The sequence below is a fragment of the Actinomycetota bacterium genome (genome assembly GCA_041658565.1).
Taxonomy (GTDB): Bacteria; Actinomycetota; AC-67; order AC-67; family AC-67; genus JBAZZY01.
This window is the reverse complement of sequence record JBAZZY010000010.1, coordinates 32,582-57,570: the sequence shown is the minus strand read 5'-3', so window position 1 is coordinate 57,570 and position 24,989 is coordinate 32,582. Positions and strand designations below refer to the sequence as shown.

Annotated in this window: 22 protein-coding genes; 18 read left to right on the top strand and 4 right to left on the bottom strand. The window is 65.7% G+C overall.

The features are described 5' to 3' along the window. Positions 1 to 1,032 (bottom strand): iron ABC transporter substrate-binding protein, encoded by a 1,032-nt coding sequence (locus WDA27_07360; GenBank protein MFA5890753.1) that lies wholly within the window; start codon positions 1,030 to 1,032, stop codon positions 1 to 3. A 235-nt stretch (positions 1,033 to 1,267) separates the two neighbouring features. On the opposite strand from WDA27_07360, the gene groES reads away from it, so the two are divergent. The 10 genes from groES to WDA27_07310 all read left to right on the top strand — a co-directional run bounded on the left by groES (position 1,268) and on the right by WDA27_07310 (position 13,092). Beyond that, positions 1,268 to 1,564, top strand: a complete 297-nt coding sequence (gene groES / locus WDA27_07355; protein ID MFA5890752.1) for a co-chaperone GroES — start codon at positions 1,268 to 1,270, stop codon at positions 1,562 to 1,564. Positions 1,565 to 1,708: 144 nt separating this feature from the next. Beyond that, positions 1,709 to 2,869, top strand: a complete 1,161-nt coding sequence (locus tag WDA27_07350; protein MFA5890751.1) for a GuaB3 family IMP dehydrogenase-related protein — start codon at positions 1,709 to 1,711, stop codon at positions 2,867 to 2,869. Then, complete coding sequence (locus tag WDA27_07345; protein ID MFA5890750.1) at positions 2,866 to 3,765, top strand: hypothetical protein; 900 nt, start codon at positions 2,866 to 2,868, stop codon at positions 3,763 to 3,765. Before WDA27_07350 ends, WDA27_07345 begins: the two co-directional genes overlap by 4 nt. A gap of 169 nt (positions 3,766 to 3,934) precedes the next feature. Beyond that, a complete protein-coding gene (locus WDA27_07340) occupies positions 3,935 to 4,315 on the top strand; it encodes a response regulator (GenBank protein MFA5890749.1) in 381 nt (126 codons plus the stop codon). Beyond that, complete coding sequence (locus tag WDA27_07335) at positions 4,312 to 5,988, top strand: S8 family serine peptidase (GenBank protein MFA5890748.1); 1,677 nt, start codon at positions 4,312 to 4,314, stop codon at positions 5,986 to 5,988. Before WDA27_07340 ends, WDA27_07335 begins: the two co-directional genes overlap by 4 nt. Before the next feature lie 9 nt (positions 5,989 to 5,997). Continuing rightward, complete coding sequence (locus WDA27_07330) at positions 5,998 to 7,896, top strand: ATP-binding protein (GenBank protein MFA5890747.1); 1,899 nt, start codon at positions 5,998 to 6,000, stop codon at positions 7,894 to 7,896. Positions 7,897 to 7,940: 44 nt separating this feature from the next. Beyond that, positions 7,941 to 9,485, top strand: coding sequence for a glutamine-hydrolyzing GMP synthase (guaA, locus tag WDA27_07325; protein ID MFA5890746.1), 1,545 nt, complete (start codon positions 7,941 to 7,943; stop codon positions 9,483 to 9,485). Between the two features lie 73 nt (positions 9,486 to 9,558). Beyond that, on the top strand, positions 9,559 to 11,811 hold the full coding sequence (gene pcrA, locus WDA27_07320) for a DNA helicase PcrA (GenBank protein MFA5890745.1): 2,253 nt from the start codon (positions 9,559 to 9,561) through the stop codon (positions 11,809 to 11,811). 202 nt (positions 11,812 to 12,013) lie between these two features. Then, positions 12,014 to 12,637 (top strand): hypothetical protein, encoded by a 624-nt coding sequence (locus WDA27_07315; GenBank protein MFA5890744.1) that lies wholly within the window; start codon positions 12,014 to 12,016, stop codon positions 12,635 to 12,637. Next, on the top strand, positions 12,634 to 13,092 hold the full coding sequence (locus tag WDA27_07310) for an MgtC/SapB family protein (protein MFA5890743.1): 459 nt from the start codon (positions 12,634 to 12,636) through the stop codon (positions 13,090 to 13,092). The genes WDA27_07315 and WDA27_07310 overlap by 4 nt, the downstream gene beginning before the upstream one ends. A 2-nt stretch (positions 13,093 to 13,094) precedes the next feature. On the opposite strand, the gene WDA27_07305 is transcribed toward WDA27_07310, so the two are convergent. Further along, positions 13,095 to 13,979 carry an alpha/beta fold hydrolase gene (locus tag WDA27_07305; protein MFA5890742.1) on the bottom strand — a complete coding sequence of 295 codons (885 nt, stop codon included), beginning with the start codon at positions 13,977 to 13,979 and terminating at the stop codon, positions 13,095 to 13,097. Between the two features lie 227 nt (positions 13,980 to 14,206). Next, a complete protein-coding gene (locus tag WDA27_07300) occupies positions 14,207 to 15,712 on the bottom strand; it encodes a carboxyl transferase domain-containing protein (GenBank protein MFA5890741.1) in 1,506 nt (501 codons plus the stop codon). A gap of 79 nt (positions 15,713 to 15,791) precedes the next feature. Between WDA27_07300 and WDA27_07295 the strand changes: the two genes are divergently transcribed. From WDA27_07295 to WDA27_07270, 6 genes are all read left to right on the top strand, one after another. Continuing rightward, positions 15,792 to 16,196 carry a cobalamin B12-binding domain-containing protein gene (locus WDA27_07295; protein ID MFA5890740.1) on the top strand — a complete coding sequence of 135 codons (405 nt, stop codon included), beginning with the start codon at positions 15,792 to 15,794 and terminating at the stop codon, positions 16,194 to 16,196. Further along, positions 16,196 to 17,356: an ADP-forming succinate--CoA ligase subunit beta gene (gene sucC / locus WDA27_07290; protein ID MFA5890739.1), complete on the top strand. Its 1,161-nt coding sequence runs from the start codon at positions 16,196 to 16,198 to the stop codon at positions 17,354 to 17,356. Before WDA27_07295 ends, sucC begins: the two co-directional genes overlap by 1 nt. Continuing rightward, positions 17,353 to 18,228 carry a succinate--CoA ligase subunit alpha gene (gene sucD, locus WDA27_07285; GenBank protein ID MFA5890738.1) on the top strand — a complete coding sequence of 292 codons (876 nt, stop codon included), beginning with the start codon at positions 17,353 to 17,355 and terminating at the stop codon, positions 18,226 to 18,228. The genes sucC and sucD overlap by 4 nt, the downstream gene beginning before the upstream one ends. Before the next feature lie 89 nt (positions 18,229 to 18,317). Further along, entirely contained in the window at positions 18,318 to 18,971 is a 654-nt protein-coding gene (locus WDA27_07280; protein MFA5890737.1) for a hypothetical protein, read from the top strand. Between the two features lie 53 nt (positions 18,972 to 19,024). Then, positions 19,025 to 19,270 carry a type II toxin-antitoxin system CcdA family antitoxin gene (locus WDA27_07275; protein MFA5890736.1) on the top strand — a complete coding sequence of 82 codons (246 nt, stop codon included), beginning with the start codon at positions 19,025 to 19,027 and terminating at the stop codon, positions 19,268 to 19,270. After that, the gene (locus WDA27_07270; GenBank protein ID MFA5890735.1) at positions 19,271 to 19,657 is read left to right on the top strand and encodes a hypothetical protein; all 387 of its coding nucleotides are present in this window, start codon (positions 19,271 to 19,273) and stop codon (positions 19,655 to 19,657) included. A 64-nt stretch (positions 19,658 to 19,721) separates the two neighbouring features. Here the strand turns inward: WDA27_07270 and WDA27_07265 are convergent, their stop codons facing one another. Beyond that, positions 19,722 to 20,405 carry a response regulator gene (locus tag WDA27_07265; GenBank protein MFA5890734.1) on the bottom strand — a complete coding sequence of 228 codons (684 nt, stop codon included), beginning with the start codon at positions 20,403 to 20,405 and terminating at the stop codon, positions 19,722 to 19,724. A 230-nt stretch (positions 20,406 to 20,635) separates the two neighbouring features. On the opposite strand from WDA27_07265, the gene WDA27_07260 reads away from it, so the two are divergent. Then, positions 20,636 to 22,384 carry a S8 family serine peptidase gene (locus tag WDA27_07260; GenBank protein ID MFA5890733.1) on the top strand — a complete coding sequence of 583 codons (1,749 nt, stop codon included), beginning with the start codon at positions 20,636 to 20,638 and terminating at the stop codon, positions 22,382 to 22,384. 3 nt (positions 22,385 to 22,387) lie between these two features. Further along, the gene (locus WDA27_07255) at positions 22,388 to 24,961 is read left to right on the top strand and encodes an EAL domain-containing protein (protein ID MFA5890732.1); all 2,574 of its coding nucleotides are present in this window, start codon (positions 22,388 to 22,390) and stop codon (positions 24,959 to 24,961) included. Positions 24,962 to 24,989 lie beyond the last annotated feature (28 nt).

Below are 24,989 nucleotides of genomic sequence, written 5' to 3'. Positions count from 1 at the left end.
CTACAGGATGTTCTCGTCTTTGAGCATGGTCAAGGTCGCCTCGAGCGACTTCAATTGGGAGAGGTCGATGGCCGGAGGCTCAAGGGCGGTCAAGGCCGGAAGGCGCGGGTCGGCCTTGATGCCGGCAACCAGCGGGTACTCGAAGGTCTCGGTCGCGAAGAACTCCTGGGCTTCCGTTTCCAGCAGGTATTCCACGAAGCGTCGCGCTGCAGCCTCGTTGTGCGACGTCTTCACGATTCCGACTCCGGCGACGTTGACGAGCGATCCGGGATCTCCGCCGGAGAAGAAGTAGTTCGCCGCTTTGATCGCGGGGTTATCTTTCATCATCTCCAGCACGTAGTAGTGGTTGACGAATCCGACCTGAATCTCGCCCGCATTCACAGCTTCGACGATCGGCGTGTTCTTCGGGTAGACCTGTGCGTCATTGGCCTTGAGTCCGCGAAGCCACGCGCGCGCAGCATCGTCGCCCTTGAGGATTCGCAGGCCCGTCACGAACGCTTGGAACGACCCGTTCGTCGGTGCCCAACCGATCTTGCCCTTCCACTTCGGATCGGTGAAGCCGAGGATTGAAGTCGGCAGGTCTTCCCTCTTCAAGGTCTCGGTGTTGTAGACGGCGACGCGCGCGCGCCCCGAGACGCCCACCCAAGATCGATCACTCGCGCGGAACCGAGACTCGACTTTGTTTGTGATCGCTTCCTCGAGTGGCTCGAAGAGCCCTCGCGCCGATACGGCGCCGAGTCCCCCCGCGTCTTGCGCGAAGAACACGTCGGCGGGGGAGCCCGAACCCTCTTCGAGGATCTGTGCCGCGAGTTCCGCGGTGTCCCCGTAGCGGGCGTTGACCGTGATGCCGGTTGCCGCTGTGAATCGCTCGTACAGGGGTGCGACGAGGTCCTTCTCGCGCCCCGAGTAAACCGTGATCGCCCCGGAGGGCGTCTTGTTGCCGCCCGGCTTGGCCTCCCGATTCGGCGTGGAGCAGGAAGCCGCGGTGAGCGCCAGCAGCGCAAGTCCGATGATGATGATCCGCCGCGCCATTCTGTTTCCTCTCCTGTAAGGGGAACCCTGTAGTGAATGTTAGGCTGCCCGAACATACTAGCGCCGTCAAATCATGCAGGGGCCCGGAAGGGGTGAAGCGAGAGGCGAGCGAGCGTCCGGCGGGTTGACTGGCCTGCGCGCCGAACTCTATAGTTGCCGCTTAGCACTCCCTTGGGGTGAGTGCTAAGCATCACCATCAGGCTTTGAAACAGGCATAGACCAGGGAGGGATATACATGGCGTTCAACCTCGAGCCTCTTGAGGACCGGATTGTCGTCCGGCCGCTCGACGAGGGGACCCAGAAGACTGCCGGCGGGATCATCATCCCGGACACCGCGAAGGAGAAGCCGCAAGAGGGCGAAGTCGTGGCCGTCGGTCCCGGGCGCTTCGAGGACGGCACGCGTGTCCCCGTGGACGTCAAGGTCGGCGACCGCGTCATTTACTCCAAGTACGGCGGCACCGAGGTCAAGGTCGAAGGCGAGGAGTACTTGGTGCTGAGTGCGCGCGACGTGCTCGCCAAGATCAGCAAGTAAGAACTGAATACATGTTCGGAGGGCGGCCGAGTGCCGCTCTTCGCGCATTTTGGGGCGTCCCTGCGCCGTGGCGGCTTCTCCGTTACTCTTTGGGGACCGGCGAGCGGACCGTCGGCGGCGCGCATTTGATCTTTGGAGGACGGCATGGCGGAAGTTGAACTTGGGATAGGCAAGACGGCGCGGCGCGCGTACGGATTCGACGAGATCTCGATCGTTCCCTCACGGCGGACGCGCGACCGGGACGACGTCGATCCCTCTTGGGAGATCGATGCCTTCAAGTTCTCGCTTCCGTTGCTTGCGTCCGCAATGGATGCGGTCGTGTCTCCCGCGACCGCGATCGAGATCGGCCAGCTCGGTGGTCTTGCGGTGCTCAACCTCGAGGGCCTGTGGTCTCGGTACGAGGACCCGGATCCGATCTACGAGGAGATCGCGACCCTCCCGGATGCCGAGGCGACTCACCGCATGCAAGAGATATACGCCGCACCGATCAAGGATGAGTTGATCCACAAGCGTATTCGCCAGATCAAGGATGCCGGGGTCGTCGCTGCGGCGTCGCTTACGCCCCAGCGCGTCGAGCGGTTCCACAAGATCGCCCTGGACGCCGAGTTGGACATCCTGGTGATCCAGGGAACGGTGGTGTCGGCCGAGCACGTCTCGACGCGTACGGAGCCGTTGAACTTGAAGGAGTTCATCGCGTCGTACGAACTGCCGGTCATCGTCGGAGGCTGCGCGTCTTACGAGACCGCGCTGCACTTGATGCGCACCGGCGCCGTCGGCGTCTTGGTAGGCGTCGGTCCCGGCGCCGCGTGCACGACTCGCGGCGTTCTTGGGATCGGCGTTCCGCAGGCGACGGCGATCGCCGATGCTGCGGGCGCGCGCACGCGCCATCTGCAGGAAACCGGTCGGTACGTGCACGTCATCGCCGACGGGGGAATGCGCACCGGCGGCGACATCTCGAAGGCGATCGCATGCGGAGCCGACGCTGTGATGATCGGCTCGCCGTTGACGCGCGCCTCGGAGGCTCCCGGCCGCGGCTACCACTGGGGCATGGCCACGTTCCACCCCGAACTTCCTCGCGGCACCCGCGTCAAGACGCGTATTGCCGGAACGCTTCGTGAGATCCTGCTTGGACCCGCTCCCGTCAACGACGGGACCATGAACCTGTTCGGCGCCTTGCAGACGAGCATGGCCGACTGCGGCTACCAGAACATCCGCGATTTTCAGCGGGTGGAGGTTGCTGTGAGCGCGTCGTTCATGTCTGAGGGCAAGACCTACCAGCGGGCCCAGGGCGTCGGAATGGGATGAGCGTCATCGGGGCGCGCGCCCGGGTCTTTCGGACACTCGGCCTTGCGGCCGTAGCGGCGTTGGTTCTGACGGCGTGCGCGGCTCCGACCGGGCCGTCGGCTGGTTACGGTTCGGGTGTTCCGTCACCCCGTCGCTCCGGCGGGTCGTCCGCGGCATCGCCGGCGCGCGTCGGTCCGTCTCCCACTGCGGCGCGCGGCACTGGCACCGGAGTGGCGTCTTCGACGCCTTCCAGCCGCGTCTACCAGGACTCCGGCGGGGTGGGTGAGATGGCGCGGTCGTACCTGCGCGCGTCGCCGGCGCGCGCATTGGAGATCCAGGTCGCCTACACCAGCGGCAGCCGCCCTTCGCAGGCCGCGTTGGATCACGTCCTTTCGATCTTGCGCCGGGAGGCCGACAAGCCGGGTGGAATCACGCTTCGCGTCGGCCCGGAGTTCTCGCCGACGTCGGATGCATACTCCATTGAAGAGATCGGGCGCCTCGAGCGCCGGTACCGAACGATCCACTCGTCGGCGCAGACGGCAACGATGTGGATCGTGTACTTGAACGGAACCTTGCAGGGGGATGACTCGACTCTCGGAGTGGCGTACGAAGCCTCGGGAGCGGCGATCTTCGCCGACCAGATTTCTTCGGCCTCCACCTCACTCGTGCAGCCGGGGGCGATCGAGCGGTCGGTGCTCACGCACGAGGTCGGGCACTTGCTCGCGCTGGTGAACCTCGGCTACACCAGCAAGTACGCGCATGAGGATCCCGACCACCGATACCACTCGCGATATCAGACGTCGGTGATGTTCTGGGCGATAGAAGACATATCGATCGGTGCCCTTCTTTCCGGCGGGCCGCCCGACGACTTCGATCGCTACGACCTCGCGGACCTTGCGCTGCTTCGCTCGGAGTAGTCCTCGCTTCCGCGATTTCGTCCGAAACCGACCGAAGTCCCCGCTCTTCTAGTCATTTCGTGTCGCTCATTTAGCACCGCTCCTGGTCTGGAGGGATTCGCGAAGAGCGCCGATATATACACCAGTGACAGGCAGCTTTTGCCGGTCTTGGCGGACACAGGGGACGACGATGAGTAGTCCGAGGATCTTGGTCGTGGAGGACAACCTCGCCACCCGAACACTGCTCCAGCACACGCTGGAGATGGAAGGTTATGAGGTCGAGGCGGTGGGCGATGGTGCCACCGCGCTCGAGCGCATCCGTGTTCGCACTCCGAGCCTTGTTGTGCTCGACGTGATGATGCCGGGCATGGACGGGTTCGCTGTACTCGAGAAGATCCGCGCCCAGGAAAGCACTCGAGAACTCCCCGTCGTGATGCTGACCGCGCTCGACGATCCCGACTCCACATGGAAGGGCTGGAGCGCCGGCTGTCACTACTACATGAATAAGCCGTTCGAGCCCGAAGACCTGATCAACGTTGTCCACGATCTGACGTCGGGGGTGGCGGCATGACGACGCTCGTGTTTGCGGAGCAGCATCGAGTTCGCCGTCTGGCGACGACGATGGTTGTGGCGTTGCTGCTGGTTCTTGGCGGAGCGCCGGCTGTGGAGGCTCTTGGCCGCTACGTCCCCGTGATCGTGATGAGCCGCGACGCTACGTCCGCGGTTGATCTGACTCTCGGAGCCCGCGGCGAGATCGACAACGTTCTGCCAATCATCGGCGGCGTCTCTGCGCGCGTGCCCGAATCTCGCATGGACGAACTGTCCGCGCGCGCCATTGTGGTTCCCGACCGAACCCTGCACTTGCAGAGCGCATCGTACGGCGACGCACTCGTCTCGGCGTACCCGCAAGCCGTCGGCGCGCCGGCACTGTGGAGTCGGGAGATCACCGGCCGCGGTGTCACGGTGGCGCTGATCGATACAGGCATCGCCGACGTCCCCGACCTTCGTGGCCGCGTGGTTGCGCGCGCCAACTTCACCAAAGAGCGGAGTCTCGAAGACACCTACGGACACGGCACGTTCCAGGCGGGCATCATCGCCGGGAACGGGGCATCGTCCGACGGGAAGTACGTCGGGGTTGCTCCCGAGGCGAACTTGATGTCGGTCAAGGTCGCGGATCGCTCGGGGATGACGAGTCTCGGACAGGTGCTGGCGGGGATCCAGCTCGTAGACGTCTCGGCCAACCGGTTCAACGTGGGCGTCGTGTTGCTCGCGCTGCACTCCGAGTCGCCGTTGCCGCCGGAACTCGATCCGCTGACCAACGCGTTGCGCGAGTTGTGGGCGCGCGGGATCGTAGTTGTCGTTCCCTCCGGCAACGAGGGTCCCGACGCGAAGACGATTGCTTCTCCGGGCGAAGACCCGGTGCTGTTGACGGCCGGTTCGGTTGACGACCACGCGACCGGTTCCCAGGGCGACGACACGGTTTCGGAATACTCAGGCCGCGGTCCGACGCGATGGGGCGACGAGAAGCCCGACATCGCTGCGCCGGGCGAGCACCTCGTCTCACTTCGCGCCCCGGGCTCGACGATCGACGAGGAGTACCCGTCGGCACGCGTGGACGACGCATACTTCAGGGGCTCGGGGACGAGCATGTCCTCGGCGGCTGCCGCCGGTGCGGCTGCGCTCATCCTGCAAGCAAAGCCTGAACTGTCGCCGGACGAAGTCAAGGCGTTAATGCAGGCGACGGCAGCGGACGTGTCCGACGGCGACCCCGACTCGGTCGGAGCCGGCGAGGTCGACGCGAACGAAGCAGTCCTCTTCGATGGAGAAATGCCGGAGCTTCCGCCGGTTCCCGATCTCGGCGAACTCGACAAGCCGTGGATGCCGCGCGGGCTCGATGCGGAGTGGGTCCGAAGCCGAGCCGACGGGGCGCAGGAGTGGGCAGCGCGTCGCTGGGACGCCCGTCGTTGGGACTTGAACGATTGGGACGCGCGCCAGTGGGCGGCCAGGCAGTGGGCCGCGCGCCAGTGGGCGGCCAGGCAGTGGGCCGCGCGCCAGTGGGCGGCCAGGCAGTGGGCGGCCAGGCGTTGGGACGCACGCCGCTGGGACGCGCGCCGTTGGGACGCGCGCCGTTGGGACGCACGCCGCTGGGATGCACGCCGCTGGGACGCCAGGCGTTGGGATGCCGGCCAGTGGGACGCACGCCGCTGGGACGCCCGTCGCTGGGATGCAGACGGCTGGGGGTAGGCTGCACTCGTGACTCGGGGGAGACAGCTACAAGCCACAACTCTTCTCATCTGGGCAGTGTCGATCGGCGGGGCCGTTGCCTTGGCGGCCGCGTGTCTCGCCGATCCGCCGTCGTTCTCGGGGACATCGGCGCATCAGGCCGGGCTTCTGCTCGGCTTGACGGCAGTGTCGGAACTCGTCGCGATCCGCTATCGCCACGGCCGGTCGGCCGAGATGCTCACGTTGTTCGAACTGGCGGTCGTTGCCGACATCGTGCTGCTGCCGGCCTCGATGGCGGCGTTGGTTTCGATCGGCGGGCTCGCCGTGGCGCTCGTGATTCGGCGCCGGCCACTAGTTAAGTTCATCTTCAACCTGGGTCAGTACGCGGTCGGGATCGTCCCGGCCATCGGGCTGTACCACACCTTCGGCGGTGGGGACTTCGATTCGACGGCCGGGTTGCTTGCGATCGTGGCCGGGATGGCGATCTTCACGGCCGGCAACTTGGTGACGATCTCGGCCATCATCGCCGCGACGACCGATCGTCCGCTGCGGAAGGTTCTCGCGGAGGAGGGGGGGATGTCGTTCTCCCTCGGTCTTGGCAACTCGGCGGTCGGGATGGTGGCGGTGTCCCTGTATCTGACGCGGCCCGAGTTGTTGCCGGCCGTTCTCGCCCCGACGCTTGCTCTGCACCTGGCATTTGGAGGCTGGGTCAAAGAGAAGGAACTGTCGCGCAAGATGGAGGAGGAGTCCACCAAGCTCGGCCGGATTCTGGAGCATTCGAGCGAAGGGATCGTGCTTGCCGATGCGTCGGGGGCCGTCCTTTTGTGGAGCCCTTCGATGGAGCGCGCGACCGGCGTGTCGCGCGAGGAAGCGACCGGCAAAGCGCTGTCCTATCTGCTGCGAGGCAAGGGTGTCTTCGGCCAGTGGCTTACGATCGACGTTTCCGCTGAGGGCGAGCCGGTCGACATCGAGATCATCGCTGCCGACGGGACTCCGCGTTGGCTGCGCGTTCAACACGGACCTGGGTTCGACGAGCGCGGAGAGCTGACCTTTGATGTCTTGGTCGTCACCGACGTGACCCGGCAGCGCGAAGTCGATCGGTTGAAGGACGACTTCTTCTCGACGGTCTCGCACGAGTTGCGGACTCCGCTCACGCCGATCAAGGGATACGCGTCGTTGTTGCTTCGCCGCATGGACGATTTGCCGAGCGAGCGTCGCCGCGAAGCCGTGCAGTCCATTCTGGAGCGGACCGATCACATGGCGCGGCTGGTTGAGGACATGCTGCTGGCGTCGCGGATCGCGAACACCGACGAGCGGCGGATGCCGGAGGTCAATCGGCAACCGGTTGCGGTCGTTCCGGTGGTCGAGCGCGCGCTGCGGTCGTTCCGCGTCTCGCACCCCTCGCGGGAGTTCCGCTTTCAGGCGGCGGAGGACCTCACGGTCCTGGGTGATGCGATTCGAATCGAGCAGGTCGTTGCCAACCTGGTCTCTAACGCCGTGAAGTTCTCCGACGATGGGGCTCCGGTCGACGTCGAGGCTGAGCAGACGGGGAAGTGGATACAGATCAGAGTGCGCGACGAGGGTCGGGGCATTCCGCCGGACCGCACTGAAGAGATCTTCGAGAAATTCAAGCGTCTCGAGGACCCTTTGCGCATGGAGACCGGCGGAGCAGGCCTCGGGCTGTTCATCGTGCGACAACTTGCGCTGGCGATGGGCGGGTCGGTCCAGTTGGAAAGTGAGTTGGGCAGTGGGAGCACGTTCACCGTGTTGCTGCCGGTTTCGGCCGCTGCGCCGGCGCTTCCGCAGCGCCGGCGTTCCGACCTCCCCCAGATCCCGCGCGCGCCGGGAGACCCGGCTGAAGCCTTGCCGGCTCAGCCGCCTCGGCCGGCCGTGCCGCCGGAGCGGGCGGAGTCCGACCCCGCCGGCTAGCGGCCGATTCGGCCCGGGCACGCGAGCGTTATACTGCGCGCACCGTGGACGCATCCTCCTTTGATTCCGTTCTCGTGATCGATTACGGCGCGCAGTACGCACAACTGATCGCGCGCCGCGTTCGCGAGTGCAAGGTTTACTCCGAGATCCTTCCTCACGACGTTCCCGTCGATGAGATCCGCCGCCGCGCGCCGCGCGGGCTGATCTTGTCGGGCGGTCCGGCGAGCGTCTATTCGGCGGGTGCTCCGGCCGTGAACCCCGAGTTCTTTGAGCTGGGCATTCCTGTGCTTGGTATCTGCTACGGGCAGCAGGCCATGGCCAAGGCCCTCGGTGGCGAGGTCGCCAAGACCGGTACCCGTGAGTACGGCAAGACCGACCTGCAGGTGCTCGGTACGCCTTCGCTGTTCAAGGGGTTGCCGGAGCAGCAGACGGTTTGGATGAGTCACGGCGATGTCGTCGTGCGCGCGCCCGAGGGCTTCCAGGTGACGGCTTCGTCTGAGTCCTCGCCCGTGGCGGGGTTCGAAGATCGCGCGCGGGGGTTGTACGGAGTTCAGTTCCACCCTGAGGTTGCGCACACGCCGCGCGGACTCGATCTGCTCAAGAACTTCCTCTACGAAGCCTGCGACGCGCGGCCGGTGTGGACTCGCGTCTCGATCATCGAAGAAGCCGTGCGCGAGGTTCGCGAACGCGTGGGGAGTGAGCGCATCGTATGCGGGCTCTCCGGCGGCGTGGATTCTTCGGTGGCCGCGGTGCTGGTGCACAAGGCCGTCGGCGACAACCTCACGTGCATCTTCGTCGACCACGGACTCCTGCGGGCTGGTGAGGCCGAACAGGTGGAGGAGACCTTCCGGCGCCTCTTCCGAATCAACTTGATCCACGTGAAGGCGCAGGATCGTTTCCTCGGGCGGCTGGCCGGCGTCAGTGACCCCGAGCGCAAACGTAAGGCGATCGGCGAGGAGTTCATCCGGGTGTTCGAGGAAGTCGCTCGCACCGATCTCGCCGGCGCGCGCTTCTTGGTCCAAGGGACGCTGTACCCCGACATCATCGAGTCCGGCACGCGCGACGCAGCCAAGATCAAGAGCCACCACAACGTCGGCGGTCTCCCCGAGGACATGGACTTCGAACTCGTCGAGCCTTTGCGCAATTTGTTCAAGGACGAAGTTCGGGCGATCGGTGAGGAGATGGGGCTTCCCGACGAGATCGTCTGGCGGCAACCGTTTCCGGGGCCGGGCCTTGCGATTCGCGTGATTGGTGATGTGGACGCGGAGAAGCTGGAGATCTTGCGCGGAGCAGACGCGGTCGTGCTCGACGAGGTTCGCAAAGCGGGACTGATGCGCGAGTTGTGGCAGTCTTTTGCGATCTTGCCCGATGTGCGTACCGTCGGCGTCATGGGTGACGAACGCTCGTACGCGCACCCGATCGTCATCCGGGCGGTCACGAGCGAAGACGCGATGACGGCCGACTGGGCTCGTCTGCCCTACGACCTGTTGGAGCGAATGGCGTCGAGGATCATCGCCGAAGTTCCGGGCGTCAACCGCGTGGCGTACGACATCACGTCGAAGCCTCCGGCGACCATCGAGTGGGAGTAGCGCCCGCAAGTGGGGCCGCCGAGTTGATTCCGAGGCGGCGCGCGCCCCGAGCGGGTCGGCGATAATGGCGACAGTGGAACCCACCCCCTTGTTCTCCGCGGGCGATGCATTGCTCGGTGGACTGAATCCCGGTCAGCGAGAGGCCGTCGAGTATGGCGACGGCCCGCTGCTCATTGTTGCCGGAGCGGGCTCGGGGAAGACCCGGGTGCTTACTCATCGGATTGCGCACCTGATCCGCGCGCGCGGCGCCTCGCCGTTCTCGGTGCTGGCGATCACCTTCACCAACAAGGCCGCGCAAGAGATGCGCGAGCGCGTCGGACGTCTGGTCGGGGACCGGCTGGGGACGGCGATGTGGGTCATGACTTTCCACGCGGCGTGTGGCCGCATCCTTCGTCGCGAGGGCGTGCGCCTGGGCTACACGTCCAACTTCACGATCTACGACTCGGGCGACTCGGAGCGTCTGCTGGCGTACTGCATGCGCGAGTTGGAGGTCGACCTCAAGCGCTTCCCGGTGCGCTCGTTCGCGAATGCCATCGGCCGCGCCAAGGACGAGATGCTCGACGAGGACGCGTTCGCCGAGCGCGCGTCGAACTTCCTGGAGCGTCAGATCGCAGACGTCTATCGCATGTATCAGGAGCGGTTGCGCAAGGCGAATGCGATGGACTTCGATGACATGATCCTGAACGTCGTGCATCTGTTCCGCTTGTTCCCCGATGTGTTGGAGCAGTACCAGGATCGCTTCCGGCACGTGCTCATCGACGAATTCCAGGACACCAACGCTGCGCAGTTCGAACTGGTGCGAATGCTCGCCGGGAGGGACCGCAACATCTGCGTCGTCGGCGACGCCGACCAAAGTGTGTACGCCTTCCGCGGCGCCGACTTCCGCAACGTGCTGCGTTTCGAAGACGTGTTTCCCGACGCGCGCGTGGTGGTGCTCGAGCAGAACTACCGCTCGACGCAGACGATCCTTTCGGCTGCGAACGCGGTGATCGAGCACAATCGCCAGCGCAAGCCCAAGAACCTGTGGACCGACGCGGGGGAGGGGCAGCCGATCGTCCGCTTTCATGCCGACGACGAGCGAGACGAGGCGACCTTCGTCGGCCGCGAGATCGATCGACTTCGTGACGAGGAAGATCGCGCGTTCGGCGATGTCGCGGTGTTCTACCGGACCAACGCGCAGTCGCGCGCTCTGGAAGAAGCCTTCACTCGCTTCGGGATCTCTTACCGAATCATCGGGTCGCTGAAGTTCTACGAGCGCAAGGAGGTCAAGGACGCGCTCGCGTATTTGCGCCTGGCGGTCAACCCTGCCGACGAGGTGTCGCTGCGCCGGATCGTCAACGTTCCCAAGCGCGGGATTGGGGATCAGACGGTCGCAACCCTCGTGCAGTTCGCGCGCGCCCAGGGCGTCACCGTGAGCGACGCGGTCGACCGCGTGGACGAGTCGGGGTTGTCGGCGCGCGCACGCGGCGCCGTTACCGAGTTCGGCTCCCTCGCACGCTCGCTGCGCGAAATGGCCGAGGCCGACGCCGGGCCGTCCGAGATGCTCCAGCGCGCGATCGAGGCCAGCGGGTATCTCGCCGAACTCGAAGCCGAGAACACCATCGAGTCCCAGGGCCGAATCGAGAACTTGCAGGAGTTGGTCGGAACGGCGGCGACGTACGCCGCGGAGAACCCCGAAGGCGGCGCGCGCGGGTTCCTTGAGCAGGTGTCACTGGTGAGCGACGCCGACGAGGTCGTCGCCGACGAGGGAAGGGTCACCATGATGACCCTGCACAACGCCAAGGGGCTGGAGTTCCCCGTGGTCTTCGTGACTGGATTGGAGGAGGGGATCTTCCCTCACATCCGCTCGATGACGGACCCGGATCAGCTCGAGGAGGAGCGGCGCCTGTGCTACGTCGGGATCACGCGCGCGCGCGAGCGCCTCGTGCTGACCCACGCGTGGTGCCGGACCCTGTGGGGCGGCACCAACTACAACCCCCCGTCGAGATTTCTCGCCGAGATCCCCGAGGGCTTGCTCGAGGACATTGGCGAAGAGGACGAGCCCGTGTCCGTCGCCCCGAGTTCATTTGGGGGGCGATCGTCGGTTCCCGCGGCGCGCGCGCCGTCCGTGCCCGCGCGCGCCCACGTGGCTCCGGCGCGCGCCTCGACCGGACCCGGCACGGCGCTTCACGTCACGGTTGGAGAAGAGGTCTTCCACGACCGGTTCGGACGAGGGATCGTCGTGTCGGTCGGCGGCTCGGGAACAAACGCTGAGGCGACGGTGAACTTCCCCGGAGAAGGCGCCAAGCGCCTCTTGCTCGCCTACGCCCCTCTGAAGAAGGCGTAGCCCGGCCACTGTCCGTGGTTGAACGCTCACGCATCGTGGTGTGAGTGAAGTTCCAGGATGCTTGACTTGTTAACTCGTGTTCCTAAAGTGGAGCCTGTCCGTGACTGGGCGTTCTGTCGGGGGTTCCCCGCAGGCACGGTTTCGGACATAGCGAAGCGGAGCGAACCGTCGGTGGACCAACCCCAAAGAAGAAGGGGAAACCATGAACGGCGAGGCGCTCCTTGTTGGCGTTGACGTCCGGCACGCACCCGCACTGCATTTGCTCAAGGCCGATCGACACGTCGTCGGCGTGCCCTTGTCCTCGGACGCGGTTTCGCGTGCGCTGGAAGCCTGGGAGGCCGATTCTCGGGTCGATTTCACTCCGGCTCCCCGGCTTGCGGCCGAGGCGCGGGCTCCTGCTCCTGCTCCGGCGAAGGCCGCTGTGGGGGTGTTCCCCGCCCCGATTCCGGCGCGCCGTAGTCGACGCAGACTTGGAGGCCGCCTTGGAACCGCGGCCGCGCTTGTCGTCCTGCTGGCGATGACGCTTGTGACTGCGGCGGCTCGGGGCACCGCGACCGTGCAGCCCGTGCCGGGCCGTTCGGTGACGGTTTCTCGTGTGGTCGCGCCTTCGACGGTTGTCGCTCCGATTGCTGCTTCAGCGGTGCCCTCAGTCGCCGTGGCCCCGGGGGACTCGTTGTGGAGGATCGCCGGGCGGGAACTTGGCGATCCCACGCGCTGGCCGGATATCTGGGAACGTAACCGAGGCCGCTCGCTTGAGGCCGGCTCTCGGTTTCTCAACCCCGATGTGATCCGACCCGGCTGGGACCTCGTGCTTCCCGAGAGATGATCGGCGACTTCGACGTTGTCTTCCGGCTCTTGGTGGCCGGTGTGCTCGGCGCCCTGGTAGGGCTGGAGCGCGAGTTACGTGATCACCCCGCGGGGCTTCGAACCCACACGCTGGTTTCTGTCGGCGCGTGTTTGTTCACCTTGGTGTCGGTCTACGGGTTTCTCGGCCCTGCGGGAACTTCGGTGGCCGGGATCGACCCCACTCGCATCGCCGCACAGGTCGTGGTCGGCATCGGGTTCATCGGCGGAGGTGCGATCCTGCGTCACGGGGGGTCCGTTCGAGGGCTGACCACCGCGACGAGCCTGTGGGTGACGGCCGCGGTGGGACTTGCTGTGGGCTTCGGCTTCTACGTGGGAGCCGGGACCGCCGTCGGCATCGTGTTGGTTTCGCTTGCGCTCAAGCCGGTCGAGCGGCGTTTGCAGCGTCCGGGTCGTCGCAGCAGCGGGGACGAGTAGTCTCAGGCGCGGTGCGTCACCGTTTCAGGTGCTTGGTCGACCGGCTTCTCATCCCCCATGCGTGCCAGTGCGTCGGCGATCCGGCGAATGACGGCCCGCGACGACAGCAGACTCAAGTGCCCATGGTCTTTGACCAGGATGTTTGTCGCGTGTAGTTCGGGCTCTTCGAGCTTGGCGTTTGAGGACGGCAAGACAAGCGAATCCAGGTTCGAGTAGAAGCACACCCACTTCACCGGCATCTCGCGTGTCGAGCGAGCAAGTTGGTCGTACAGGGGTGAGTGCGGCCGGAGTTGGCGCATCGCCCCTCGTCCGACAAGCGCTGCGTGGGTTCCCTTGTGCGGCGAGCCGATAGTCACGCACGTGTGTACGAACTCGTCGCCGCCGAGTTCCTGGATGTAGTAGCGCGCGACGACGCCGCCGAGCGAGTGGCAGACTAGATGCACGCCCAACGCTTGCGTGCGGTGCATGATCTCTTGAACGTGTTTGGACAACTGCGCGGCCAGTTGCTCGACATCGCGGCCGATCATGTTGTAGTTCATCGTGTAGACGTTGCGGAAGCCGTAGCGCCGCAGTGCGCGCTTGATGGCCGTGAAAGCACTTTGATTGTGCATTGCGCCGTGGACCAGAATGATCGGCATGGACGCTGCTTCAGGTTCGAGGTAGCGCAGCGGAGTTCGCGAGTTGTAGCCATCGCCGAGGCGCACGACGTTGTCGATCTTGAGCGCGTCGGACACCACGCCGGCGGGATACATGGCAAGGTGCATGCCGACCCGAGCGATTTCGCGAGCGAATCCCGGATACGTGCGCGGACGTAGCGCTGCACGCTTCAGGACTCGGCTCGCCGCGACGGCGTCGTCGCGAACCCGGTCGAGGTCGGGCTTCATCATCGTTGCGTCCTCCGCATACCCGTTGCTACCTGCGGAGTCTATCGGCAACTTGGGCGCTGACCCGAAGCGCGGTTATCGAGGCTGAACCACCAGTAGCAGGATCCCTGTGACCAGGATGACCGCCGCCAGGGCGATGGAGCCGATGATCCACTGTGGCCCCATTCGACCTGGGCGAACGATCTTCCTGGGTGGCCGGACTCTCTTGTTGTGACGCTTCGTGGGGGATGTCACTTCGGACTCCCCGCCGCGCGCCACCGCGTCCTTCGTACCGGGTCCGGATGCGGCCCCTCGGCCGCTGCAATGCAGGCCCAAAGGATTGCGTTTTGGACTTGCGCGCGCGCGCCTGCCGGGTCCATGTGTGCTCCGCCCGCCGGTTCCGGAACCACGGCGTCGGCCAGCCCGAGGCCGGCGAGATCGTCGGCCGTCAGGCGAAGCTCACGTGCGACGGCCTCGATGTCGTCACGCCGCAAGATGCTTGCGGCGCCCTCCGGGGCGATGACCGAGAAGATCGCATTCTCCTGGATGAGGATGCGATCGCAGGTCGCGAGCGCGAGCGCTCCGCCGCTGCCACCCTCGCCTACGACGCACGCCACCGTGGGAACCGTCGCGCGCAGCAGTGCCGAGAACGTGAGCGAGATCTCGCGTGCGATCCCGTCGCGCTCGCAGGCCGCTCCCGGATCGGCGCCCGGGGTATCGACGAAGGTCACGATTGGCAGCCCAAGTCGCTCCGCGGTCGCGATTGCCTCGCGCGCGCGCCGGTACCCCGCCGGTGTGGGGCGCCCGTGCTCCGCAAACCGGTTCTGTGCGATCGCGACGACGCATTCGCTCCCGACGGTCGCGAGCCCGGTGACGATGGTGGGGTCGATGCCGCCGCGGCGAAGCGGCTCGAAGATCCCGGCGTAGTCGGTTCCGGTGGGGCGATCAGCGCGACGCGCGCGCACCACGTGCTCCCACGCACCGATCGCCGTCGCCGCGGGGGGCTCGGGGTGTCCAGAGCCCCCGGTGGGGGAGTTATTCAGAGGTGCGAGGTCCCCCAGCAGGCGTGCCTTTCGGGTGGAGGCGGGGGCTAGGGCCGAAAGGGCGCGCGCTAGGCGCGCGCGCACCTCGGCCGGTTCGACCAGGGCGTCCACCAACCCAGCGTCGAGCGCCGACTCCGCGGTGTGGGATCCTTCCGGCAAAGGCTCTCCGGTGACGGTCTCGGAAACGCGCGGACCGGCGAAGCCGATGGTCGCCCCAGGCTGCGCCCACACGAGGTCGGCGCTTGAGGCGAAAGACGCGAATACCCCGCCGGTCGTCGGGTTGCGCAGGTACGCGATGAACGGAATGTGCGCGGCGGCGAGGAGTTCGCGCGCCGCAAGCGTTCCCGGCATGGTCGCCAGCGCCAACATGCCTTCTTGCATGCGCGCGCCGCCGCTCGCCGTCAGCGCGAGTACCGGGGTGCGCTCATCCGCCGCGCGCTCGAAGACCCTGGCAACGCGCTCCCCGGTCGCCACGCCCATCGAGCCGCCGAGGAAGGCGAACTCGAAGGAGATGGCGAGGATCGGCTTGCCGTCTACGGCGCCGGAGGCGGTGAGGACCGAGTCGGTCGTGCCTGTGGCTGCGCGGGCGCGCGCGAGTTGCGCGCTGTATCCGGGGAACCCCAGCGGGTCCGCCGAGACGACGTCGCCGTCGATTTCGACCCAGCCGGGGTCCAGTACCAAATCGAGCCAGTCGCGCGCGGTCGTCGGATTCATGGATTCCCCTATTTTGCGGCGCTTTCACAAGCGCCCGTATCATCACCGGCAGAACCCGACAGGACAAACGGAGGCCGCCGTGCCTGCAGGAAAGATCCGCGTCGTCGTCGCCAAGCCGGGACTCGACGGGCACGATCGAGGAGCCAAGGTCGTCGCGCGCGCGTTGCGCGACGCCGGGATGGAGGTCATCTACACCGGCCTTCACCAGACTCCCGAGCAGATCGTGGAGACCGCTATTCAAGAGGACGCCGACGCCGTCGGCCTGTCGATTCACTCGGGCGCGCACATGACGCTGTTTCCCAAGGTGCTGGATCTGCTCCGCGAACGCGGCGTCAACGACGTCATCGTCTTCGGCGGCGGCATCATTCCCAAGGAAGACATTGCCGTGCTTCAAGAGAAGGGGATCGCTGCGATCTTCACTCCAGGGGCGGCGACGTCCGAGATCGTCGAGTGGCTACGCAAGACAATAGGGAGCGCTGCCTAGTGGACCTAACGGAGTACCAAGGTAAACAAGTGTTCAAGAAGTTCGGGATTCCTGTACCAGAGGGCAAGCCGGCCCGCGGTGCGGAGAAGGCGCGTCAGATCGCCGAGAAGTTCGGCGGTCCGGTCGTCGTCAAGGCACAGGTGAAGGTCGGCGGTCGCGGCAAGGCCGGCGGCGTCAAGCTTGCCAAGACCCCGGCGGAAGCCGCGCAGTACGCCGGCGAGATCCTCGGGATGGACATCAAGGGCCACAAGGTCCGCGAAGTCCTGATCGAGCGCGCGGGCGATATCGCCTCCGAGTTCTACGCGTCGTTCATGCTCGACCGTGGCGCGAAGGCCTACCTTGGGATGTGCAGCGTCAAGGGTGGCATGGACATCGAGCAGGTCGCGGCCGAGGAGCCCGAGTTCCTGGCGAAGGTGCACATCGATCCACTCGTCGGGCTGAAGCCGTCGCACATCCGCGCGATGCTCTACGGAGGCAAGATCCCCACCTCGGCGCACAAGGCCGTCGGCGCGCTGCTTGCCAAGCTCTACACCGCGTTCGTGGAGTCGGACGCTTCGCTGGTCGAAGTCAACCCGCTGGTGCTCACGTCAACCGGTGAGGCGATCGCGCTCGACGCGAAGGTCTCGCTCGACGAGAACGCGTTTTACCGTCACGCGGACTTTGAGAAGTACGAGGACAGCAGCGGCCTTTCCAAGCAGGAGCGCGCGGCGAAGGAGAAGGGGCTCGGCAACTGGGTGAGCCTGGACGGATTCGTCGGCGTGATCGGCAACGGCGCGGGACTGACGATGTCCACGCTCGATGTCGTCGCCCAAGCCGGCGGGAAGCCCGCGAACTTCCTCGACATCGGTGGAGGCGCGAACGCGGAGGTCATGGCCAACTCGATCGGCGTGATCTTGTCCGACCGCAAAGTGAAGTCGCTCATGGTCAACATCTTCGGCGGCATCACTCGCTGCGATGAAGTTGCCAAGGGAATCCTCGCGGCCATTGACTTGCTCGGCGGCGTGAAGGTTCCGATCGTCGTGCGACTGGACGGCACCAATGCCGAAGCCGGTCGCGCGATCCTGGCCGAGCGCAACCACGACATGGTCGTGCCGGCCGCGACCATGCTGGAAGCCGCCGCCAAGGCGGTCGCACTTGCCAAGAAGCGGAGGGCATCGTGAGCATCCTGCTCGATCAGAACACGCGCGTTGTGGTGCAGGGCATCACGGGCTCGGAAGGAACGTTCCACACTCGGCGCAACATTGAGTACGGCACCAACATCGTCGCGGGCGTGACGCCGGGCAAGGGCGGCCAGACCGCGATCGACGGCAAGGTTCCGGTGTTCGACACCGTCGCCGACGCCGTCGCCAAGGAAGGCGCGAATGCATCGCTCATCTTCGTGCCGGCTCGTTTCGCGGCCGACGCGATCGTGGAGTCCGTGGCTGCGGGATGTCAGCTCGTGGTGTGCATCACCGAGGGAATCCCGGCCCGCGACATGGCCGAGGTCTACCCGTACGTGCGCGCGCAGGGCGTGACGCTCATCGGTCCGAACTGCCCGGGTCTCATCTCTCCCGGCAAGGCGAACCTCGGCATCATCCCCGGCGAGATCACCGGACAGGGTCCCATCGGTTTGGTGTCGCGCTCTGGGACGCTGACCTATCAGGTCATGTACGAGATGTTCTCGGCCGGCGTCGGGCAGTCCACCTGCGTCGGCATCGGGGGAGACCCGATCGTCGGGACGAACTTCATCGACACATTGAAGTTGTTCCAGGCCGACCCCGAGACCGAGGCCATCGTGCTGATCGGCGAGATCGGCGGCGACGAAGAAGAGAAGGCTGCGAAGTTCATCTCCGAGAACGTCACCAAGCCGGTAACTGCGTACATCGCAGGGTTCACCGCGCCTGAAGGCAAGAGGATGGGCCACGCCGGCGCGATCGTCAGCGGATCCAAGGGCACGGCGAAGGCGAAGAAGGAAACCTTCGAGTCCTTCGGCATCAAGGTGGGCACCAACCCCACCGAGGCCGCCGAGTTGGCAGTGAAGTCTCTGAGCTAACGCGCGCAACGCTGCAATGAGGGCCGCGCTTCGCGCGGCCCTCATTGCGTAAGATCCGCGACATTCCGCCGCGTGTTAGCGTGCGAGCCATGGGAGGGTCTTCGGGAGGCGGAGTGGTGTTCCGCAGCGAACGCGTCCTCATCATTGCCCTCGTAGCGCTTGTGGCGTGCAGCGGGGGTGGTGCGGTCGAGCAGGCCGCGGAAGGCGATGCTCTGGTGTCCCGCAGCGCACGCGTCCTCGTCGAGTCTCCGAACACCCTGGATGTGGTGGAATTCGTTCAGGCCGAGGTCTTCACCGTGCAGCGTTTGGTCACGCTCCTTGGCGCGCGCCCTCATGAGATGCCGGACTCGGTGGAACTGCTCGCGGCCCGCATCGACTTCCTGCGTAGCGATCGGTACGTGACAACGGGAGGCCTGTCCCCGGGATACATCTGTACGCATTGGCCACCCGCCGGGTTTGGGCCGACGTACAACATCCGAAACCTCCGGGTGGACGTCGGAGACAAGTTCGCGGTCGCGTTCTTCTTGCGGGCAAAGCAGCCCGGGCATCACGTTGTCCGGGGAGTCGACATTACCTATGAGCTTGATGGGCGTCGCCTTGGTCAGCAGTCGTCGGCCCTCACGGTGGATATGTTGCGGACCGAGGAAGTGACCGAGCTTCCTGAAGGGGTCCGCGGATGCTATCCGGAGGCGTGGGAGCGATTCGTCTTCTTCCAACCCGATGATCGAGTGCCGACCGGATGAAGTCTTGAATGCCCTGCAGACGCTGGTCGTCTCTAGGGTGTATAGTTAGGCGTATGCCACGGGTTCAGGTGTACTTGCCGGCCGATCTCTACCGGGAACTCAAGGAGCACGGCCTTCCCGCCTCGCAGTTGCTCCAGGACGCTGTGCGCGCGGAGGTCAGGCGACGGGCTGCGGAGTTGCACACCGAGCACTACCTGGCAGATCTCGTGGCCGAGGTGGGGGAACCCTCGCCGGCCGAGTGGCGCGCGGCGCGGTCGCTCGCAAAGCGCGCGACCAGTCGGAGATCGAAGGCCGGCTGATTGAGCGGAGTCGTGTTGGATTCCGGTGCGGTCTCGCGCCTGGCGGAGCGATCGACGATGGCGGTTGCGCGCATCACCGCCCTTCGGGAAGTTGGGATGTGGCCTCCCGTGGTTCCCTCACCGGTGCTCGTCGAGTCACTCGCGGGTCATGCGGGCTGTGATGCGAACGCCAATCGATTCCTGAAGATGTGTCTCGTCGAAGAGCAGGTTTCCGTGGCGATCGCACGACGCGCGGCAGCTCTTCGCGCGCGCGCGCGACGCGGCTCAGCCGTCGATGCCATCGTTGTTGCCATGGCCGAGTCCGATGGGATCGTCCTCACTCAAGATCTGACGGACCTGCGTGCGCTCGCCGCGCGCGCGGACGGCGTGGCCGTCCAGCAGATCTGACGCGGAGTGTCTGCCACCGCGCCGCGCGCGAGGGTTTCTGACAGGAGGCACCGGCCGGATCCGGTCAGCCGACGCGTTGACACTCTGAAGGCGATCCCAGGCGACGCAGGAATGACTCGAGTGGTTCGTTGCGCGGGACGGAGAGCTTCCGGCGGATGGCGCCTTTGTGGGCCCAGTACGTGCCTTCCGCGACGCCGAGGCGCGCGCAAGCCGGCTTGAGGCGCACGCCTTCCACGACCAGATTCGCGACGCGACGCTCGACCGGAGTAAGGGATCCCAGCCCCGCGTGCATCCTTCGCTCCTCACGGGCCCATGCGACTCGATCGTGCACGGCTCGGACTCGGCGGAGCATCGCGTTTCTCCTCACGCACCGCTCCTTCGGCGTCATGTCGGCGACCGCGACTACCACGTCGATCAGGCCGACGGGTGAGAACGGCTTGCGCACAAACGCATCCGAACCTCTTTCCCACGCTCGGATCTCGTCTTCCAGACGCGCGCGCGCCGTCAGTACGACGAACGGCGTCGCGCGCGCGCCCTCGATGGATCGCAGCATCTCGATCAGGTCTTCTCCGTCTCGGATGCCGGTGGACGCACTGTCGAGGATGATCGCATCGACGTGAGGAGCGACCGCCGCACGAATGGCATCGCGATCCGCGGGCGCGGCCCTTAGGTCATGCCGTTCCGACTCGAAGGCGAGTCGGCACAACTCGATCGTGGATGCGTCTTCGTCGATCAGCAGGATGCGCACACGGACCACCTCGTCAATACAAAGCCCTCAATGATCAGAGTCGGCCTGCGGAGGCCCCTGCCTCATGAGGCAGCCGCCTCATGAAGCATGGAGCGATCACGCCGGCGTAGTTAGAGAGATCGATAGCTCGCGTAGTGGCTGCGCGCGCGTGGAATGACGGCGGGAGGCCATGTTTCCGGGATTGGTGGGCTCCGTACATAGACGTACGAGAACGACGCGGAGGCATTGCTATGGACGCGAACGCACGGATGGGGAAGAGGCGCCTGAGTCGCAGGTCCGCGGTTGCAGCCTCACTGATTGTCGCCGTCTTGGCGATCAGTTCCTGGGGCGACACGCGGTCCGGATCGTCGTCGACCGTGGACATGGTCTCGGTGATCGTGCGTACGCTTCCGGGATCGCCCCAGGCTGCCGAGCGCGCGGTTGAGCGCGAAGGCGGCATCACCGTCCGCCGCATCGGCATTATCGGCGGCCTCGTCGCCGAGGTGCCGCGCGCGTCGTTGGATCGTCTCAGCGCCGAGTCCGGGATCTTGGCGGTCACCCGCAACGGGCGTGTGCAGCTTGCCGCCGCGACCAACGGGTACGACGCCGGCACCGATCCATATTCCCTTTACACGATCGCGCAGAAAGTCACCGGCGCGAGCAGCTACTGGGCCAAGGGTTTCACGGGCAAAGGAGTCGACGTTGCGTTGATCGACTCCGGCGTTGCGAACGTGCAAGGCCTCAACGACGCCGGAAAGGTTGTCTACGGTCCGGACTTCTCCGTGGAGTCGCAGGCGCCGAACCTACGCAACAAAGATGCGTTCGGTCACGGCACGCACATGGCGGGCATCATCGCCGGACGCGATTCGGCCACGGCGGTGAAGGCCGGCAACACCAGTCGCTTCCTCGGCATCGCTCCCGACGCGCGCGTTGTGAGCGTGAAGGTGGCCGACGCGCAAGGGTGGACGGACGTTTCTCAAGTGATCGCCGGCATCGACTGGGTCGTCAACCACACAAGGAGCGACGGTCTGAACATCCGAGTCTTGAACCTTTCGTTCGGAAGCTACGGTCTGCAGAGCTACCTTCTTGACCCGCTGTCCTATGCGGCCGAAGTTGCCTGGCGCAAGGGTCTGGTCGTCGTGGTGTCTGCCGGCAATCGCGGCGGCGAGAGCATCGGGATGACGAACCCGGCCATTGATCCTTACGTCATCGCGGTGGGTGGGTACACCGATCCGGGCGGGCTGTACGGCACGAGCGACGCGACGATCCCGTCGTGGTCCAGCCGGGGAGACGGTGTGCGCAACCCCGACGTCGTTGCTCCGGGGACTTCGGTCGCGTCACTGCGCGTCCCGGCATCGGACATCGACCAGCTCTTCCCATCTGCGCGCGTCGGTGGGCGGTTCTTCCGAGGCAGCGGATCTTCACAAGCGACCGCCGTCGTTTCCGGCGCCGCAGCCTTGATCCTCCAACAGCGGCCCACCATCTCGCCGGATCAAATCAAGGCCCTATTGAGGCAATCGGCGACGAAGATCCCGAGCGCAACCGTTGCGGCGCAAGGCGCGGGTGCACTCGACCTCAAGGTCGCGCTCGGCAAGACGACGCCTTCGGCGCTGCTGACCAAGCAGCTCTTTGTTCCCGCGACGGGACTTGGGTCGCTTGAGGCGGCGCGCGGCTCACTGCGCATCGTGGACGGCACGGTCGCACTGACCGGGGAGCAGGACCTCTTCGGCGTCGGCTGGGATGCCGTGGCGTGGACCGACCAGTTCCTGCGAGGCGTCACGTGGGTGGGTGGCGTCTGGCGCACCGTCGACTGGGCGGGAGCGACTTGGACGGCGAACGATTTCGCCGGCCGCACGTGGTCGGGCCGCACGTGGTCGGACAACACCTGGGACGGCCGAACCTGGTCCGGCAGGTCCTGGTCGGGCAGATCCTGGTCGGGCAGATCCTGGTCGGGCCGGTCGTGGTCCGACGAGGGCTGGTCCGCGAGGAGCTGGGATTAGGTTATGTGCGGTTCGCGCCGGGTCTGGATCCTGAACGTACTCTTGGCTTGTCTTGCCGCGGCCGGCTACGTGTGGGTTACCCGCGGGTTGGCGCCGGTCGGTGCCCCCGTCCGGATCCACTGGACGCTCCTTGCGGCGATGTTCTGCCTGGCTGAGATCTTCGCCGTGCATGTGCACGTCCGCAGGGACACGCACTCGTTCTCGATCAGCGAATTGCCGATCGTCCTGGGATTGCTCTTCGCTCCGCCGTCGGAGCTGATCTTGGCCCTCGTCACCGGATCAGCGGTGGCGCTCGCGATCCACCGCAGGCAACCGCTGGTCAAGTTCGTCTTCAACCTGAGCCAGTACGCGATCGGTACCACGCTGGCCGTCGTCGTCTTCCAGTGCTTCGCGAGTGCCTCCGAGCCCCTCGGGCCCCGGTGGTGGGCGGCCGCGCTCGGCGCCACGCTCACGATCGATCTCGCGTCGGCATTGATGATCACTCTCGCGGTTTCGCTGCTCGAAGGACGATTGGTGTGGCATGCCCTTCGCGGTCTCCCGGGACTCGGGCTGGTTGCCACCGCGACCAATACCGGCCTTGCGCTTCTGGCTGCAACGGTGATCTGGCACGACTCGCGCGCGGCATGGCTGCTGACGATCGCGGCCGCCGTCATGATCGTCACCTACCGCGCGTACGTCACGACCCGGCAGCGGTACGGAAGTCTCGAGCTTCTCTACGACTCGACGCGCATCGTCGAGAAGCCCCTCGAAGAGGGCTCCATCATCCCCGAGATACTGCGGCAACTCTGCGCGATGTTCAATGCGGAATCGGCGGAGGTTGTCGCCTTTGCGAACGAGGAGCATGAAGCGACGAGCACGTACGTCCGGGCCGACGGTGGCGATGTCGTTACCGAGCCCGCGCGGCCTGATCCCGGCGAGGGCGTGTGGGCGCGTGTTGCGTCGGAAGCGCAGGCGGTGCTGATACCTCGCCCGATCAAGAACGAGCGCCTCCGTGAGCATTTCGAGTCGCAGGGGATCCGCGACGCGATGGTGGCGCCGCTGTACGTCGCGAACAAGGTTGCCGGAACGATCATGGTCCGCAACCGCCTCGGGGACGTCGGCACTTTCGACCACGAGGACCTGAAGCTCTTCGAAACGTTTGCCAATCACGCGAGCGCGATGGTTCACAACGGCGAACTCGTGGATCGGCTCAAGATCCAGGCAGAGCAGAACCAGCATCAAGCCCTTCACGACGCGCTGACCGGCCTGCCTAATCGAACGCTGCTCCGTGATCGCACGCGGCAAGCGGTCCTGGCCGCCGCGCGCGCCGGAGACCAAGTCGCCATCATGATGATCGATCTGGATCGTTTCAAGGAAGTCAACGACACACTCGGCCATCACAACGGAGATCTGCTGTTGCAGGAGATGGCGCGCCGGTTGCGTGGTTCGTTGCGAGAAGGTGACACCGTTGCCAGGCTGGGAGGCGACGAGTTCGCCGTCGTCCTGCCGAGGCTTTCCGACACCGTCGACGCTCTGCGCGTCGCCGAGGCCGTGCGCGCCACACTCGAGCAGCCCATCGTTCTGCAGGAGGTTACGATCACCGTCGGCGCGAGCATCGGCATCGCGCTGTATCCCGAACACGGTGAGGACTCCGACACCTTGATGCAGCGCGCCGACGTCGCCATGTACTTCGCGAAGGGCGAGCAGGCCGGCGCGCAGATCTACGCGCCCGAGCGCGACCCCTACAGTCCCGCGCGGCTGGCCCTGGTCGGCGAGTTGCGGCATGCGATCGAATCGGACGAGCTGATGCTGTTCTTCCAGCCGAAGGCCGATATCGACAGCGGCGTGGTCACCGGCGTCGAAGCGCTCGTGCGCTGGAATCATCCCCGTCGCGGCCTCGTCTCGCCGGACGACTTCATTCCGCTCGCCGAGCAGACCGGCTTGATCGGTCCGTTGACCTACTGGGTGCTCGATGCCGCGCTTCGCCAATCCGCCAAGTGGTCGGCGGCCGGGCGCCACCTGAGTGTGGCCGTCAACCTCTCCGCACGAACGCTGCTGGATCAAGGGCTCCCGGATCAGATCGCGCGACGCCTGCGTGACGCCGGAGTTCATCCGTCGTCGCTCACTCTCGAGGTCACCGAGACGAACATCATGACCGACCCGGCGCGATCGATCGGCACCCTGTCCCGGTTGAGTTCGATGGGGATTGCGATCTCGATCGACGACTTCGGCACCGGGTATTCCTCTCTGTCGTATCTGCAGCGACTGCCTGTAGACGAGATCAAGATCGATCGCTCGTTCGTCATGGGCATGACGGCCGACGAGGACGACGCCGTTATCGTGCGTTCGATCATCGACCTTGGACGGACGCTCGGTCTTCGCGTCGTTGCGGAGGGAGTCGAGACCGAGCTTGCGTGGAACCGACTGAGCGCCCTGGGATGCGACGTCGCGCAGGGCTACTTGCTGAGCAAGCCGCTCGCCGCCGAGCACATCGCTGCGGTTCTGGACCAGACCTGGCCGGCGCGTGTGCACAGTGACGCCCGTTTGGACCGGACATACGCCCCGCACCTCGCGCTCGCCGGTCCCGCCGCGAGATGACGGCGAGTGGCGGGGATGCGACGAGCCG

Excerpts from the sequence above, each read along its gene's own strand:
- WDA27_07360 (MFA5890753.1), bottom strand. The coding sequence starts at position 1,032 with ATGGCGCGGCGGATCATCATCATCGGACTTGCGCTGCTGGCGCTCACC.
- groES (MFA5890752.1), top strand. The coding sequence starts at position 1,268 with ATGGCGTTCAACCTCGAGCCTCTTGAGGACCGGATTGTCGTCCGGCCG.
- WDA27_07350 (MFA5890751.1), top strand. The coding sequence starts at position 1,709 with ATGGCGGAAGTTGAACTTGGGATAGGCAAGACGGCGCGGCGCGCGTAC.
- WDA27_07345 (MFA5890750.1), top strand. The coding sequence starts at position 2,866 with ATGAGCGTCATCGGGGCGCGCGCCCGGGTCTTTCGGACACTCGGCCTT.
- WDA27_07340 (MFA5890749.1), top strand. The coding sequence starts at position 3,935 with ATGAGTAGTCCGAGGATCTTGGTCGTGGAGGACAACCTCGCCACCCGA.
- WDA27_07335 (MFA5890748.1), top strand. The coding sequence starts at position 4,312 with ATGACGACGCTCGTGTTTGCGGAGCAGCATCGAGTTCGCCGTCTGGCG.
- WDA27_07315 (MFA5890744.1), top strand. The coding sequence starts at position 12,014 with ATGAACGGCGAGGCGCTCCTTGTTGGCGTTGACGTCCGGCACGCACCC.
- WDA27_07310 (MFA5890743.1), top strand. The coding sequence starts at position 12,634 with ATGATCGGCGACTTCGACGTTGTCTTCCGGCTCTTGGTGGCCGGTGTG.
- WDA27_07305 (MFA5890742.1), bottom strand. The coding sequence starts at position 13,979 with ATGATGAAGCCCGACCTCGACCGGGTTCGCGACGACGCCGTCGCGGCG.
- WDA27_07300 (MFA5890741.1), bottom strand. The coding sequence starts at position 15,712 with ATGAATCCGACGACCGCGCGCGACTGGCTCGATTTGGTACTGGACCCC.
- WDA27_07280 (MFA5890737.1), top strand. The coding sequence starts at position 18,318 with ATGGGAGGGTCTTCGGGAGGCGGAGTGGTGTTCCGCAGCGAACGCGTC.
- WDA27_07275 (MFA5890736.1), top strand. The coding sequence starts at position 19,025 with ATGCCACGGGTTCAGGTGTACTTGCCGGCCGATCTCTACCGGGAACTC.
- WDA27_07260 (MFA5890733.1), top strand. The coding sequence starts at position 20,636 with ATGGACGCGAACGCACGGATGGGGAAGAGGCGCCTGAGTCGCAGGTCC.
- WDA27_07255 (MFA5890732.1), top strand. The coding sequence starts at position 22,388 with ATGTGCGGTTCGCGCCGGGTCTGGATCCTGAACGTACTCTTGGCTTGT.